Here is a 13,759-nt window from a genome sequence, read left to right as displayed (position 1 = left end):
CATCTACCAAGGTGTATGCGGGGCCGCTACTCCCCGATCCACCCATCCAGCAGGTCGGCAAACTCGTCGGCGTGTTCCTCTTCCTGCGCGAGGATCTCTTCGAGGATGCGCTTGGTGGTGGTATCGCGGTCGCCGATGAAGTTGATCATCTCGCGGTAGCTGTCGATGGCGATGCGTTCGGCCACCAGGTTCTCGCGCACCATGTCGCGCAGGTCGCTGCCCTCCTTGTATTCGGCATGCGAGCGCGCGGTCAGCGTATCCGGGTTGAAGTCGGGTTCGCCGCCGAGCTGGACGATGCGCTCGGCCAGCTTGCCGGCGTGCGCCTGTTCCTGCTGCGCATGCTCGAGGAACTCGGCCTTGACCGCGTCGGCCAGCATGCCCTTGGCCATGAAGTAATGCCGGTAGTAGCGCAGCACGCACACGTACTCGGTGGCCAGTGCGTCGTTGAGCAGCTTGATCACCACCTTGCGGTCGGCGCTGTAGCTGTCGGTGATCGCACCGTCCTCGATATTGCGCCTGGCGCGCTCGCGCAGGCTCTTGCGATCGCTGATGCCGGGAACCCCAGCGGCGGGCTTGGGAGCTTTGGCTGGCTTGCTGGACATGGCTGGCCGTTTCCTTTTGCGGTGGGGAATCAGGTAGGCAGGTGCTCCAGCACGTACTCGGCCGAAGACACCTCGAACTGGCCGGGCTCTTCGATCCACGTCGCGCGAACCACGCCGTCAACCACGTACAGGGCGAAGCGGCGCGAGCGGATGCCCATGCCCGACGCGCTGGCATCAAGCTCCAGGCCCAGGGCGCGGGTCAGTTCGGCATTGCCGTCGGACAGCATCAGCAGGCTGTCGGGCACGCTCTGGTCGGCGGCCCAGGCCTTCATCACGAACGGATCGTTGACGGCCATGCAGTAGACGTCGATGCCGCGCTGGCGGAAGGCCTGGAATTTCTCGACGTACCCGGGCAGGTGGCGTGCCGAGCAGGTCGGGGTGAACGCGCCGGGCACGGAGAACAGCACCACTTTGCGCGCGTCGAACAGCGAGTGCGTATCGAGCGTTTCGATGCCCTCGCGGATGCGCTTGAGGGTCACTTCCGGAATGCGGTCGCCGACATGGATGGTCATGGGGAACTCCTTGCTGGGGCAGGCTAGTGGGCCGGATGGGACAGGGGCGTCAAGACATTGGAAAACCCGTGTGCAGGCCCCATCTTCGGGCTTTGCGGCAGGGGCTTCCAGCCACAGCCTGGGGTATCGGGATGGCAGCCGCATTGCGCAGGATCAGTCGGCCTCACCGGGGCCGCACGAGAGGCGGCGTAGCATCGCCGGCGCGTAGAATGAACCCGGGGCGGCGCCACCGGCGCGGCCGAAGCGAATCGAGGTAGCTGGATGGAATTCAAGGATTACTACGCCACCCTGGGGGTGGAACCAAGCGCGGGCGAGGCGGAGATCAAGACGGCCTACCGCCGGCTGGCACGCAAGTACCACCCGGACGTCAGCAAGGAGGCCGGGGCCGAAGACAAGTTCAAGGCGGTCAACGAGGCCTACGAGGCACTGCGCGATCCGGAGAAGCGGGCGGCATATGACCAGCTGCGCGCACAGGGCTACCGCCCGGGCGAGGAGTTCAACGTGCCGCCGAACTACGGCGGCGCCGGTGGTTTCAATTTCGAGGAAGTGTTCGGCGGCGGTGGCCCCAATGGCGGCTTCAGCGACTTCTTCGAAAGCCTGTTCGCGCGCCAGCGTGGCGGTGGCGGCGCTGGTCCGGGGCCGGGCTTCAGCAGCCAGGGGCATGCGCCCAACCGCGACACCCGCGCCAAGCTGTCGGTTCCGCTGGAAGCGGCCTACAGCGGTGACAGCCTGCGCATCACCGTCAACGGCAAGCAGCTGGACGTACGCGTGCCCAAGGGCATCCGTCCGGGCCAGGTGATCCGCCTGGCGGGGCAGGGCAACCATGGCGGCAACCTGCTGCTGGAAGTGGAGTACGCCGCGCACCCGCAGTTCGAGGTCGATGGCCGCAACATCCTCTATACGTTGCCGGTCACGCCGTGGCAGGCCGCGCTGGGTACCAGCATCAGCGTGCCGACCCTGGGCGGTGCGGTGGAGTTGAAGATCCCGGCCGACTCCGATGCCGGCCGCAAACTGCGCCTGCGTGGCCGCGGCCTGCCGGGCAGCCCGGACGGCGACCAGATCGTCGAAATCGAGATCGTGGCCCCGGCCGCGACCGACGAGGCGCAGAAGAAGGCGTACCGGAACCTGGCCAAGGCGTTCGGCGAGACGATCTGAGTGGCCGGAGGAGCGCCGGCGGCGTGCGCCGTCGGCGAAACGATCTGAGATGGATACTGGTGGGTGCGGACCTTGGTCCGCACGCCTTGCGGTCGTTCAGAGCGTGCCCACCAAGGTCGGCACCTGCGGGGGCGAGCCTCAGCCCTGCCCGGCGAACACCCGCTCCAGCACCTCGGACAGCTCGTCCTCCGAGAATGGCTTGGTGATGTAGGCCTTGGCGCCCTGGCGCATGCCCCACATGCGATCGGTGTCCTGGTCCTTGGTGGTCACCAGAATCACCGGGATATGCCGGGTCGCCTCGTCGCGGGCGAGGGTGCGAGTGGCCTGGAAGCCATTGAGGTTGGGCATCACCACGTCCATCAGGACCAGGTCGGGCAGCTCGGCCTTGGCGGTTTCGACCCCGGCGGCGCCATCGGTGGCGGTCAGGATCTGGTGCCCGAGCTTCTCGACGATGCGCTGTATCCCCAACAGCTGCGACGGTGAGTCGTCGACGATCAGAATGCGTGCCATGTTGTTCCCCATGTAATGCCCGCAGTGTAGTGCGGGCACATTACCGGCGGGAGGGGCGCGGTTGCCGTCCGTCGCCTGCCTGCGACGTTCAGTCGATCCGCACCACCGTGCGCCCCAGCGAGCCACCGCCCAGCATCCGCTCGAACACGGCCGGCAGGCCATCCAGGCCGACCTCGGCGGTGCAGATCCGGTCCAGCTGCTGCGGCTTCCACTCATCCCCCAGCCGCGCCCACACCTCCTCGCGCAGCCCTCGCGGCGCATTGGCCGAGGAGACCCCCAGCAGCGATACGCCGCGCAGGATGAACGGCATCACTGTCATGTCCAGCGCCGGGCTGGCTGCCAGTCCGGCGCTGACCACGCTGCCGTAGGGCACGGTCTGCGCCAGCAGGCTGGCCAGCATTCCGCCGCCGGCATTGTCGAGGCCACCGCCGAAGCGCGCCGACTGCAGTGGTCCGGTATCGGCCAACGCCTCGCGCGGCAGCACCTCGCTGGCACCGATGCCGCGCAGGAAATCGGCCTGGTCCGGCTTGCCGCTGACCGCGTGCACGGTGTAGCCGGCACGGCTGAAGATCGACAGCGCCAGCGCACCGACACCGCCGCTGGCACCGGTCACTGCCAGCGGGCCGAGCTCCGGAGCCTGCCGGTTGTCCTGCATGCGCAGCAGCGCCAGCGCCGCCGTGAAGCCGGCGGTGCCCAGCACCATCGCCTCACGCGGGCTCAGCCCGGCCGGCTGGGCGATCACCGCACGCGACTCCAGCCGCACATACTGGCTGTAACCGCCGTCACGGGTCTCGCTGAGGCCGCAGCCGGTGGCCAGCACCGCGTCACCTTCACGCCAGTCCGGGTCGGTGCTGGCGACCACGGTGCCGGCCACGTCGATGCCCCCCACGAGCGGGAAGCGGCGCAGGATCTTCCCTTTGCCGGTGCCGGCCAGGGCGTCCTTGTAGTTGACCGAGGACCAGTGGGCGCGGATCAGCACCTGGCCGGGGTTGAGGTCGTCGACACTGAGCTGGGCCAGGCCGCTGCGGTAGCCGGCGTCGTCGTTTTCGATGCGGAAGGCGGTGAACGGGGTGGTGGGGGCCATCGGCGTTGCCTGACTTCGAGGAAAACGCCACCTTACCCCGTCGCCCCCCTTTCGATCCTGCCGATCCGCCCCATCTTGTATGATCGGTGATGGTTTCACGGCTGGCGCCGCGGGAAGGGCCCGCGCCGCAGCCCAAATCTTGATGGAGCGTGCATGGCCTGGAATACACCCGGCGGCAACAAGGGCGGACAAGGCCCCGAGGACAATCGACGCGGGCCGTTCGGGTCGCGCGGCGGTGGCAATGGTGGTGGCTGGGGCGGATTGCCCGGGCCGCTGAAGGACCTGTTCGACGGCGGCATCGTGCGTTGGGTGGTGGCGGCCGTGGTGCTGCTGGTGCTGTTCTCCAGCTTCCAGCTGATCGGCGAACAGCAGCGCGGCGTGGTGCTGCGCTTCGGCCAGTTCTCGCGCATCCTGCAGCCCGGCCCGAACTTCAAGCTGCCGTGGCCGATCGAATCGGTCACCAAGGTCAACGCCACCGAGATCAAGACCTTCTCGATCCAGGTGCCGGTGCTGACCCGCGACGAGAACATCGTCAACGTCTCGCTGAACGTCCAGTACCGCATCGACGACCCGCAGCTGTACCTGTTCGGCACCGTCGATGCCAACCAGGTGCTGGAGCAGTCGGCGCAGAGCGCGGTGCGCGAGGAAGTCGGCCGCGCCGACCTCAATGCGGTACTGAACAACCGTGGCCCGCTGGCCGTGGCTGCCGAGGAGCGCCTGCAGGCGCTGCTGAAGGCGTTCAAGACCGGCCTGACCGTGACCGGCCTGACCCTGCAGGACGCCCGTCCGCCGGAAGAAGTGAAGCCGGCCTTCGACGAGGTCAACGGTGCCCAGCAGGTCAAGGAGCGCCTGATCAACGAAGCCCAGGCCTACGCCGCCAAGGTCGTGCCGGAAGCCCGAGGCCAGGCCTCGCGTGCCCGTACCACCGCCGAAGGCTACAAGCAGGCCGTGGTGTCCAAGGCCGAGGGTGACGCGCAGCGCTTCAGCCTGTTGCAGGCCCAGTACAAGGACGCGCCGGAAGTGACCCGCAAGCGCCTGTGGCTGGAGACCGTGCAGCAGGTGCTGAGCGAGAACCGCAAGGTGATCGGGGGCGATGGCCGCCAGCTGATCTACGTGCCGATGACCGGCGACACCCGTCCCAGCACGTCGGCCCCGGCCGCAGTGGCGAACCCGGACGTGGTGATGCCGTCGCTGCCGGGTGCAGCGGTGGAAGCTTCCCGTGATCCGGGCCGGCCGGTGGGCCGCCCGACCGGGCGACCGAGCGGCCGTGAGGAGGGCAGCCGATGAAAAGTCCTATCTGGATCGCCGTGATCGTGGCGGTGGTGCTGGGCCTGCTCGGCTCGGTGTACGTGGTCCGTGAGGACCAGACCGCCATGGTGCTGAACCTGGGCAAGGTGGTGCGTTCGGACATCAAGCCGGGCCTGCACTTCAAGGTGCCGGTGGTGGAAACGGTGAAGGTCTTCGACCGCCGCTTCCAGGTGCTCGACACCGCGCCGGCGCGCTACTTCACCGCCGAGCAGAAGGACGTCAGCGTCGACTTCTTCGCCATCGGCTACATCTCCAACGTAGGTGACTACTTCCGCGCCACCGGCGGCGATCCGCGCATTGCCAATGCCCGCCTGGCTCCGATCATCACCGACTCGCTGCGCAACCAGATCAACTCGCGCACCCTGCAGCAGCTGGTTTCCGGCGACCGCAGCGAGCTGATCGCCGAGCAGCTGAAGGGGATCAACGAAGCCGTGGCCGGCCTGGGCATGCAGATGATCGACCTGCGCATCAAGCAGGTGGACCTGCCGACCGACAGCCAGGTGATCAACGACGTGTACGAGCGCATGCGCGCCCAGCGCAAGCAGGAAGCGGCCAAGCTGCGTGCAGAGGGCGAGGAGCAGTCGCTGACCATCCGTGCCCAGGCAGACCGTGACAGCACCGTGCTGATCGCCGAGGCCGAGCGTGATGCACAGCGCCTGCGCGGTGAAGGCGATGCCGATGCGGCCCGCATCTACGGCAAGGCCGGCTCGGCCGATCCGTCGTTCTACGCGTTCTACCGCAGCCTGGAGGCCTACCGTGGCTCCATGACCGACGGCAACGGCGTGATCGTGCTGGACAAGAACGACCCGTTCCTGCAGTACCTGAAGAACGACCGCTGAGGTCGCAGGGCAGTACCCCACGGGGCCCGGCCAGATGCCGGGCCCCGTGTTTTTTTCCGGAGTCCCCCATGAAAGATCTGTTCGCCGCCGTCTGCCTGGTGGCGGTGCTGGAAGGCCTGTTCCTGTTCGTCGCCCCGTTCGCCTGGAAACGCATGGCCGAACGCCTGCTGGACATGCCCAGCCCGGCCCTGCGCAGCTTCGGCGGGCTGGTGCTGCTGGCCGGCCTGAGCCTGCTGTGGTGGGTGCGGCATTAGCAGGGGTCAGATCCCTTTCCGCAGGAAAGGGATCTGACCCCGTTTCGGGCCCGCTGACCGCTGGGTGAAGCCGTCCGTCGGAAAGGTGGCACCCGACCCCGGAAACCCGGATAATGCACAAAAGCCGGACGGGCCTCCCCGTTCGGCTTTTTCCGTGTCTGGGCCTTCCATCGCCGGCTGCTCCCCGTTTGGAGCCGCCCTCCAGGTGCTGGCCAGCCCCGCCACGGTTCAACCGTCCGCGGCCCCGATGGCCGCAACATATGAGGAGCCCGTCATGGGTCAGTCTGTCGTAGTGCTTGGTGCCCAGTGGGGCGATGAAGGCAAGGGCAAGATCGTCGATCTGCTCACTGAGGAAATCGGCGCCGTCGTGCGCTTCCAGGGCGGCCACAATGCCGGCCACACCCTGGTCATCAACGGCAAGAAGACCGTCCTGCACCTGATCCCGTCGGGCATCCTGCGTGACGATGCGCTGTGCCTGATCGGCAACGGCGTGGTGATCTCGCCGGCCGCGCTGCAGAAGGAAATCGCCGAGCTGGAAGCCTCCGGCGTGGAAGTGCGTTCGCGCCTGAAGATCTCCCCGGCCGCGCCGCTGATCATGCCGTACCACATCGCCCTGGACCAGGCGCGCGAGCGCGCTGCCGGTGGCAAGGCGATCGGCACCACCGGCCGTGGCATCGGCCCGGCCTACGAAGACAAGGTGGCGCGTCGCGGCATCCGCATCGCCGACCTGCATTACCCGAAGCAGCTGGAAGAACTGCTGCGCACGGCGCTGGATTACCACAACTTCGTGCTGACCAAGTATCTGAACACCGATGCGGTCGATTTCCAGAAGACCTTCGACGAAGCACTGGCCTTTGGCGAATACGTGCAGCCGATGAAGTCCGACGTGGCCGGCATCCTGCACGACCTGCGCAAGCAGGGCAAGCGCGTGCTGTTCGAAGGCGCGCAGGGTGCGCTGCTGGACATCGACCACGGCACCTATCCGTACGTCACCAGCTCCAACACCACCGTCGGTGGTGCACTGGCCGGTTCCGGCGTCGGTGCCGATTCGATCGACTACGTGCTGGGCATCGCCAAGGCCTACGCCACCCGCGTCGGCGGCGGCCCGTTCCCGACCGAGCTGGACGACGAAGTCGGCCAGGGCATCCGTGACCGCGGCGCCGAGTACGGTGCCTCGACCGGCCGTCCGCGTCGTTGCGGCTGGATGGACATCGTCGCGCTGAAGCGCGCCGTGGCCATCAACGGCATCAGCGGCCTGTGCATCACCAAGCTGGACGTGCTGGATGGCATGGAAAAGCTGAAGGTCTGCATCGCCTACGAATACAACGGCAAGCGCACCGAGTACGCGCCGCTGGACGCGCAGGGCTGGGAAGACTGCACCCCGGTGTACCTGGAGTTCCCGGGTTGGAGCGAGAACACCCACGGCATCACCCAGTGGGATGACCTGCCGCCGGCCGCACGCGCCTACCTGCGTTCGCTGGAAGAGCTGGCCGGCTGCCCGATCAGCATCGTCTCCACCGGCCCGGATCGCGACCACACCATGGTCCTGCAGGATCCGTTCGCCTGAGATGGCACCGGGCCATGCCCGGCGTCCGCTGCAAGAAGGAGCCCCGCAAAAGCGGGGCTTTTTCGTTACTGTTGCTGCGGGGCCGGCGGAGCGGCGAAGCGATGACCAGGATGTCAGCGTGAAGGGCGAGACGGTAGTGCGGGTCACCTTGTGGGTGTTGTGGAGCCTGTGGGGCATCGCCTGCCTGGCGCTCTTGCTGGGTGCAGCCGCCAATGCCCTGGCTTCGCGCACGCAGACGGTGCCGCTGGCGATGAGTCCTGGTGCAACCGCCCAGATCACCGTCTATCGCCTCATCGATGATCGTCTGCGGTTGCGCCTGCGGTATGCCGCAGACGGTACGGAGGCTGACCCCGATGTACTGCTGCGCATCGAAACTCCGACCGCTCATGGAGCCTTCCGCGCAGGGGCGCGTTCGGGCGTGGCCGGGCAGGGCATCAACCGCCCGCTGGCATCGGTTGAGTCCAGCGGCCTCACGGCGTCCTACTTTGGATACGGCCGCGGCGATGCATTGCCACGTGGCCGCTCCTGGCTGCGGGTCACCGTGCTGGAGGTGGACCCGGCATTGGCGGGGCACGCGGCAGACATCGAGCTGCAGCCACCGCTGGATCTGCTGAAGCTGGCCGACCTGGATTACGTCTGGCTGTGGCCGTTCTTCTTCTGGAAGATGGCGGCACTGTTTTTGCTGATTGCAGGGGCTGCGTTGGCTGTCTTCACTTGGGCGTTGCGGCGCTGGCAGCGCCAGGCATCAGTGCTGCCGACTTCAGCAGGGGATAGGGGTTGAGCGACTCTCCCTTCCACCACTGCCTTTCCGGCCCCAGCACGTGCACCTCGAAATGCAGGTGCGGCGCGTCGGCACTGGCATTGCCTGTGCTGCCCACATAGCCGATGACGTCCCCGCGCTTGACCACCTGCTTCTCGGCCAGGCCATCGGCATAGCGCTGCAGGTGTGCATAGTAGTAACACCAGCGCCCGCTGGGCTCGAACTGGTAGATTGTCAGGCCACCACGCGCGCTGTCGAACAGTTTTTCCACGGTGCCATCAGCCACCGCCAGCACCGGCGTTCCAGCGTCGGCCATGATGTCGATCGCGTCGTGCACACGCCCTTCGCTGCGGGCTTCGGTGAAAGTGTCGCGCAGCTGTGAGGCAGCCACGCCCTGTACCGGTAGCAGCAGCCCGGACGGTGCATCCGCAGCCCGCGTGGCCGACGGCGCAGCGATGGCAGGTGGGGCCACTGCGCGTGGCGCGACAGGTTGCTTCACCGGTGCAGCGGCCACCGTCGATGGCGCTGCCGGCAGCGAGGCGGCTACCGGTTCACCCGCATCGCGGCGCAGCCACCAACCTGCACCCAGCCCCAGCAGAACGCCCAGCACGATCAGCTGCGAAAGACGCATCGGCTCACTCCTGCATCACCACGGGTACCGAGGTATCCACTGCATCGGCCACACGCAGCGCATCCCAGTTGGTCATGCGCACGCAGCCATGCGATTCAGTCTTGCCGACATGGCCGGGTTCGGGCGTACCGTGCAGGCCATAGTGCGGCTTGGAGAGGTCGATCCAGACGCGGCCGACCGGATTGTTCGGGCCTGGCGGCAGCGTGGCCTTCTTCTCGCCCTTGCGCGCATCCCAGAACAGCTTGGGGTTGTAGTGGAACGGCGGGTCGCGGTAGACGCCGAGTATCTTCCATTCGCCGATCGGAAGCGGGTCATGCTGGCTGCCGGATGACACCGGCACCTGCGCGATCACCTTGCCCTGTGCATCCAGCAACTGCAGGGTGGAGTCGGATTTGTCGACCACGATCTTCGCGGCCTTCGGCAATGCGCCTGGCGCGATGTTGGGTACCTGGATGCGGCTGCCCGCCTTGCTCAGATCCACGCCAGGGTTGAGCAGTTTCAGGAGACCAGGGGAGGCATGGAAACGCTCGCCCAGGGCCTCTTCCACACTGCCGTAGCCCAGCGATTTGAGCTTGGCCTGGGCGGCGGGCCCTTTCGGTGTGGCCTGGAACGGACCGGCAACATCCTGAGCAGTCAGCGTATAGCTGGCCAGCGGCCCGACCGTATCAGCCTGCAGGGCCTTCCAGGTGGCGTCGTCCAGTTCACCCGAGACGGTCAGCCCATGCGCCGCCTGGAAGCCCGACACCGCGCGCCGCTGGTTGCTACCCACCTCGCCATCAATCTGGCCGGGGGAAAAATTCGCGCGATCCAGCAGTACCTGGGCATGCAGCGCGGAGCGCGGGGCGGTGTCCGGTCCGGCCTTTTCGGCGATGGGGGCGGGCAAGTTGGCCGGCGGCGCCTGCGCGAAGACCGGCGACGCCAGCAGCGAGATTGCGAGCAAGGTGGATCGGGACACAGATGAGGGCATTGGGATCTCCAGCAGGTACGCCACCACCTTGCACGCAGCCGGCGCCGAGCCACCGTGAAAGGCATCTGATGCCCGCATGAGCAGCCATGGCCATTGCGGCCGGTTCCTGCGGACAGGTGCCGCAGGGCGGACGCTCACCAAGGTGAACAGTGGCCGACGCCATCGATGGGCAGCGATCAAGATTGCCTGCCGTGTCGCCGATAAGGGCGCATCCCCCCGTTTTGGATACCCCCATGAACTACTTGAGGAACGTCAGGGTTGCCTGGCGTCTTGGGCTGGGCTTTGGCCTGCTGCTGCTGCTGGTTGCTGCCGTGGTGGCCACTGGCGCGACCGCCAGTGTCGTGCAGAAGCGCGCGATGCAGCAGGTGGTCGACGTCAGCGTGGCCAAGGTGCGCCTGCTGTCGCAGATGCTCGATGCCAACAACCAGATGATGGTGGTGCGCCGCGAGATGCTGATCCGCCAGGGTGACGAGCGTGGCCGCGACGAGCAGCGCATCGCCGATCTGGTCAAACGCTACGAGGCCAGCTGGACCGCCTACCAGGCCCTGCCCAGTGACGCCGACGGCAAGGCCATCGCCGAAACCATCGCCGCCAAGCGTGCCATCGCGCGCCCGCTCAACAAGCAGACCAGCGAACTGATGGAGCAGGGCGACTACCCGGGCGCCGTGGCGCTGACCCTGGGCCCGGTGCAGGACGCGGCCAACGGCTGGAACAAGGCCCTGTCCGATGGCGTGGACTTCGAAGAGAAGGAAAGCCGCGATGCGGCCGCCGAGGCGATCCGCCTGGGTGAGCGCAGCCTGCTGCAGCTGCTGGTGCTGGGCAGCGTCGCGCTGCTGGTCGGCATCGGTGCCTCGGTGATGATCGGCCGCAGCTTGACCGGCCCGCTGGCCCGCGCGGTGAACCTGGCCGAGCGCCTGTCCAAGGGCCAGCTGGACCAGGAGTTCCGCCTGGGCGGTCGTGACGAACTGACCCAGCTGGGTGAAGCCATGGCCAGCGTGCGGCAGAGTGTGCAGGCCGCGATCGGCGCGCAGCTGCAGATGGCCGAGCAGCATGAGGCCGGCGCGATCCGCTATCGCATGGATGCAGGTGCGTTCCCCGGTGACTTCGGCCGCATGGTCCAGGCGACCAACAGCCTGGTCGAATCACACGTGCAGGTGGAACTGCTGATGGCCGAGGTGATGCAGCGCTACGCCATCGGCGACCTCAGCCGCGACCTGCCGGATTACCCGGGCGAGAAGGGCACGCTGACCCACACCCTGGCGGCAGTGAAGCAGAGCCTGATGGCGATCAACGCGCAGATCGATGAACTGGCCCGCGCCGCGCGCGCCGGCGACTTCAGCATGCGCGGGGATGCCGCTGCGTTCCAGTACCAGTTCAAGGCGATGGTCGAGCACCTCAACGGCATGATGGCCAGTTCGCAGGCCAGCATCGCCGATGTCTCCGACGTGCTGCGCGCGATCTCGCACGGTGACCTGACCGCACGCATGGACGGCGAGTACGACGGTGTGTTCGCCCGCATGCGCGACGACGCCAACACCACCACCGCGCAGCTGACCGGCATCGTGCGGGGCATCCAGGTGGCTGCCGACAGCATCAACAATGCGGCACAGGAACTGGCCGCCGGCAACAACGACCTGTCGCGCCGCACCGAGCAGCAGGCGGCGAACCTGGAAGAGGCCGCTGCATCGATGGAGGAACTGACCTCCACCGTGCGCCAGAATGCCGAACTGGCCCGTCAGGCCGACAGTGAAGCGCATGCCGCCGGTGCCGCGGTGCGCGAGACCGAGCAGGCGATGGCGCAGATGGCGTCGGTGATGGGCGAGATCGACCAGTCGTCGGCACGCATCTCGGAGATCTCCACGGTGATCGACGGCATCGCGTTCCAGACCAACATCCTGGCGCTGAACGCGGCGGTGGAAGCCGCACGTGCCGGTGAGCAGGGCCGCGGTTTTGCCGTGGTCGCCAGCGAAGTGCGCACGCTGGCGCAGCGAGCCGGTGTTGCCGCCAAGGAGATCAAGGAGCTGATCGAAGACGCCGCTGCCAAGGTGAAGAGCGGCCTGGCAGTGACCGTTGAATCCGAAGCCGCGATCGCGCGCGTGGCACAGGCAAGTTCGCGTACGACCCAGCTGATGAGCGACATCGCTGCGGCGAGCAAGGAGCAGGCCGCCGGTATCGAGCAGGTCAACCAGGTGGTGGTGCAGATGGACCAGGTGACCCAGCAGAACGCCGCCTTGGTGGAAGAAGCCACCGCCGCCAGCCGCGCGCTGGAAGAACAGGCGCATGCGCTGACCACCTCGGTGTCGGTGTTCAAGGTGGAAGGCGAAGCAGCGTCGGTTGTGCCGCGTCGCGCAGCCTGAGCTGCTGCCAGCGCAGTGACAGGAATACGGCCGCCCTGGGCGGCCGTATTTCAATGGCCGGCGCAGGCAGTGGGAAGCACGGCCATCATTGCTCCAGAACGCTGCCGAGCATGGCCCCCAGTACATACAGCACAGCCAGGGTGGGGGGCATCACCAGAAGGTAGATGGTTGTCCAGCTCTTTCCGGAAAGCCATGCGCCCATGCCGACGGCGTCGAGCGCAACGGTCTGCAGCATCACCGGCAGTTGCATGAAGATGTAGGTGCTCTTGGGATCGCTGTAGGCCTGGGCATCGTGGACCCACCAGACCGTCAGTGCGAGATAGAGTACGCACACGGCAATGCCGGTCCAGCTGAGCCAGCGTGGCTTGCGCATGCCGCCTTCTCCGTTCCGTCGGGGCCAGCAGCGTAGCGCGGCGTTCGCGGCTGTGCACTTCCGAAGGTCGGGCCGATGGGTGAAGCTGCAGGGCAGTGATTCCCACGGGAAGGCATGAAGGATGGTCGACGTGATGAATGCACTGCTGCCGCCGGTCGTGATGCTGCCAGGCCTGGATGGCACCGGCCTGCTGTCGGCACGTTTCGTAGAGGCGATGCAGGCGCACGGCATGCAGGTGCGGATATTGTCGATGCCCGTGCAGGGGCCACAGGACTCCACCACGTTGGCGTCGATCCTGCGCCCGCAGCTTCCGGCATCTCCTTTCGTGCTGCTGGCCGAATCGTTCGCCGGACCACTGGCCATCGAACTGGCGGCGGCCGGGCAGCCTGGATTGCATGGATTGGTACTGAGTGCGACCTTCGCACGGCGGCCGGTGCCGCTGCCTGCGGCGAGCGCCCGGATACTGGCTCCGGCGTGGCCGTTGCCGCCACTCACGTTGATGGCCCGGTTGCTGCTGGGGCGATGGCGGACGCGCGCGAACCAGCGTGAGCTGGGCCTGGCAATCGCGCAGGTACCGGCTGCAACCCTGCGCCAGCGTGCTGCGACAACGCTGCAGGTGGATGTTCGTGCACTGCTGCCGGAACTGGTGGTGCCGACGCTATGCCTGCATGCCCTGCAGGACCGCCTGCTGTGGCCACCCAGCGTGGCCGAGCTGCAGGTGTTGCTGCCCGGCGCCCGGCATGTTTCGCTGGAGGGGCCGCATCTGCTGCTTCAGGCACGCGCTGACGCAGCCGCAGCCGAAGTCGCCGCGTGGATGAGAACGCTGTCGTCCTGATCGGC

Annotated in this window: 15 protein-coding genes; 8 read left to right on the top strand and 7 right to left on the bottom strand. The window is 67.1% G+C overall.

Translation table 11 applies throughout. From position 1 onward, the window contains the following. Positions 1–26: 26 nt before the first annotated feature. Complete coding sequence (locus tag ACYKG1_RS15810) at positions 27–602, bottom strand: ferritin-like domain-containing protein (protein ID WP_100473601.1); 576 nt, start codon at positions 600–602, stop codon at positions 27–29. Between the two features lie 29 nt (positions 603–631). After that, positions 632–1,114, bottom strand: coding sequence for a peroxiredoxin (locus ACYKG1_RS15805; protein WP_100473600.1), 483 nt, complete (start codon positions 1,112–1,114; stop codon positions 632–634). A 261-nt stretch (positions 1,115–1,375) separates the two neighbouring features. Here ACYKG1_RS15805 and ACYKG1_RS15800 point away from each other — a divergent pair, with 261 nt between their 5' ends. Further along, positions 1,376–2,269, top strand: a complete 894-nt coding sequence (locus ACYKG1_RS15800) for a DnaJ C-terminal domain-containing protein (protein ID WP_180838652.1) — start codon at positions 1,376–1,378, stop codon at positions 2,267–2,269. Between the two features lie 138 nt (positions 2,270–2,407). On the opposite strand, the gene pilH is transcribed toward ACYKG1_RS15800, so the two are convergent. Further along, on the bottom strand, positions 2,408–2,779 hold the full coding sequence (gene pilH / locus ACYKG1_RS15795; protein WP_005410644.1) for a twitching motility response regulator PilH: 372 nt from the start codon (positions 2,777–2,779) through the stop codon (positions 2,408–2,410). Between the two features lie 88 nt (positions 2,780–2,867). After that, positions 2,868–3,863 (bottom strand): YhdH/YhfP family quinone oxidoreductase, encoded by a 996-nt coding sequence (locus ACYKG1_RS15790; protein ID WP_100473598.1) that lies wholly within the window; start codon positions 3,861–3,863, stop codon positions 2,868–2,870. 153 nt (positions 3,864–4,016) lie between these two features. On the opposite strand from ACYKG1_RS15790, the gene hflK reads away from it, so the two are divergent. The 5 genes from hflK to ACYKG1_RS15765 all read left to right on the top strand — a co-directional run bounded on the left by hflK (position 4,017) and on the right by ACYKG1_RS15765 (position 8,612). Then, on the top strand, positions 4,017–5,150 hold the full coding sequence (hflK, locus tag ACYKG1_RS15785) for an FtsH protease activity modulator HflK (protein WP_100473597.1): 1,134 nt from the start codon (positions 4,017–4,019) through the stop codon (positions 5,148–5,150). Then, positions 5,147–6,010: a protease modulator HflC gene (gene hflC / locus ACYKG1_RS15780; protein WP_010482785.1), complete on the top strand. Its 864-nt coding sequence runs from the start codon at positions 5,147–5,149 to the stop codon at positions 6,008–6,010. The genes hflK and hflC overlap by 4 nt, the downstream gene beginning before the upstream one ends. A gap of 68 nt (positions 6,011–6,078) precedes the next feature. Further along, positions 6,079–6,264, top strand: a complete 186-nt coding sequence (locus tag ACYKG1_RS15775; protein ID WP_180866219.1) for a DUF2065 domain-containing protein — start codon at positions 6,079–6,081, stop codon at positions 6,262–6,264. Positions 6,265–6,538: 274 nt separating this feature from the next. Continuing rightward, the gene (locus ACYKG1_RS15770; RefSeq protein WP_100473596.1) at positions 6,539–7,831 is read left to right on the top strand and encodes an adenylosuccinate synthase; all 1,293 of its coding nucleotides are present in this window, start codon (positions 6,539–6,541) and stop codon (positions 7,829–7,831) included. A 118-nt stretch (positions 7,832–7,949) separates the two neighbouring features. After that, the gene (locus tag ACYKG1_RS15765) at positions 7,950–8,612 is read left to right on the top strand and encodes a hypothetical protein (RefSeq protein WP_478470882.1); all 663 of its coding nucleotides are present in this window, start codon (positions 7,950–7,952) and stop codon (positions 8,610–8,612) included. Here the strand turns inward: ACYKG1_RS15765 and ACYKG1_RS15760 are convergent. Both ACYKG1_RS15760 and ACYKG1_RS15755 read right to left on the bottom strand, forming a co-directional pair. Continuing rightward, positions 8,542–9,222: a M23 family metallopeptidase gene (locus tag ACYKG1_RS15760; protein ID WP_478470881.1), complete on the bottom strand. Its 681-nt coding sequence runs from the start codon at positions 9,220–9,222 to the stop codon at positions 8,542–8,544. The two genes, ACYKG1_RS15765 and ACYKG1_RS15760, sit on opposite strands and share 71 nt — an antisense overlap. A gap of 4 nt (positions 9,223–9,226) precedes the next feature. Continuing rightward, entirely contained in the window at positions 9,227–10,189 is a 963-nt protein-coding gene (locus tag ACYKG1_RS15755; RefSeq protein ID WP_478470880.1) for a L,D-transpeptidase family protein, read from the bottom strand. A 233-nt stretch (positions 10,190–10,422) separates the two neighbouring features. Between ACYKG1_RS15755 and ACYKG1_RS15750 the strand changes: the two genes are divergently transcribed. Beyond that, positions 10,423–12,546 carry a methyl-accepting chemotaxis protein gene (locus tag ACYKG1_RS15750; protein WP_478470879.1) on the top strand — a complete coding sequence of 708 codons (2,124 nt, stop codon included), beginning with the start codon at positions 10,423–10,425 and terminating at the stop codon, positions 12,544–12,546. An 85-nt stretch (positions 12,547–12,631) separates the two neighbouring features. On the opposite strand, the gene ACYKG1_RS15745 is transcribed toward ACYKG1_RS15750, so the two are convergent. Continuing rightward, positions 12,632–12,919 carry a hypothetical protein gene (locus tag ACYKG1_RS15745; RefSeq protein ID WP_478470878.1) on the bottom strand — a complete coding sequence of 96 codons (288 nt, stop codon included), beginning with the start codon at positions 12,917–12,919 and terminating at the stop codon, positions 12,632–12,634. Positions 12,920–13,052: 133 nt separating this feature from the next. On the opposite strand from ACYKG1_RS15745, the gene ACYKG1_RS15740 reads away from it, so the two are divergent. After that, positions 13,053–13,754: a serine aminopeptidase domain-containing protein gene (locus ACYKG1_RS15740; RefSeq protein WP_478470877.1), complete on the top strand. Its 702-nt coding sequence runs from the start codon at positions 13,053–13,055 to the stop codon at positions 13,752–13,754. Positions 13,755–13,759 lie beyond the last annotated feature (5 nt).

Source organism: Stenotrophomonas sp. 85239_Sma (assembly GCF_056481725.1).
This window is presented reverse-complemented; position numbering and strand designations above follow the sequence as displayed.

What these genes read in the sequence shown, in the direction of transcription:
- ACYKG1_RS15810 (WP_100473601.1), bottom strand. Translation starts at nt 602, where the DNA reads ATGTCCAGCAAGCCAGCCAAAGCTCCCAAGCCCGCCGCTGGGGTTCCC.
- ACYKG1_RS15805 (WP_100473600.1), bottom strand. Translation starts at nt 1,114, where the DNA reads ATGACCATCCATGTCGGCGACCGCATTCCGGAAGTGACCCTCAAGCGC.
- ACYKG1_RS15800 (WP_180838652.1), top strand. Translation starts at nt 1,376, where the DNA reads ATGGAATTCAAGGATTACTACGCCACCCTGGGGGTGGAACCAAGCGCG.
- pilH (WP_005410644.1), bottom strand. Translation starts at nt 2,779, where the DNA reads ATGGCACGCATTCTGATCGTCGACGACTCACCGTCGCAGCTGTTGGGG.
- ACYKG1_RS15790 (WP_100473598.1), bottom strand. Translation starts at nt 3,863, where the DNA reads ATGGCCCCCACCACCCCGTTCACCGCCTTCCGCATCGAAAACGACGAC.
- hflK (WP_100473597.1), top strand. Translation starts at nt 4,017, where the DNA reads ATGGCCTGGAATACACCCGGCGGCAACAAGGGCGGACAAGGCCCCGAG.
- hflC (WP_010482785.1), top strand. Translation starts at nt 5,147, where the DNA reads ATGAAAAGTCCTATCTGGATCGCCGTGATCGTGGCGGTGGTGCTGGGC.
- ACYKG1_RS15775 (WP_180866219.1), top strand. Translation starts at nt 6,079, where the DNA reads ATGAAAGATCTGTTCGCCGCCGTCTGCCTGGTGGCGGTGCTGGAAGGC.
- ACYKG1_RS15770 (WP_100473596.1), top strand. Translation starts at nt 6,539, where the DNA reads ATGGGTCAGTCTGTCGTAGTGCTTGGTGCCCAGTGGGGCGATGAAGGC.
- ACYKG1_RS15760 (WP_478470881.1), bottom strand. Translation starts at nt 9,222, where the DNA reads ATGCGTCTTTCGCAGCTGATCGTGCTGGGCGTTCTGCTGGGGCTGGGT.
- ACYKG1_RS15755 (WP_478470880.1), bottom strand. Translation starts at nt 10,189, where the DNA reads ATGCCCTCATCTGTGTCCCGATCCACCTTGCTCGCAATCTCGCTGCTG.
- ACYKG1_RS15750 (WP_478470879.1), top strand. Translation starts at nt 10,423, where the DNA reads ATGAACTACTTGAGGAACGTCAGGGTTGCCTGGCGTCTTGGGCTGGGC.
- ACYKG1_RS15745 (WP_478470878.1), bottom strand. Translation starts at nt 12,919, where the DNA reads ATGCGCAAGCCACGCTGGCTCAGCTGGACCGGCATTGCCGTGTGCGTA.
- ACYKG1_RS15740 (WP_478470877.1), top strand. Translation starts at nt 13,053, where the DNA reads ATGAATGCACTGCTGCCGCCGGTCGTGATGCTGCCAGGCCTGGATGGC.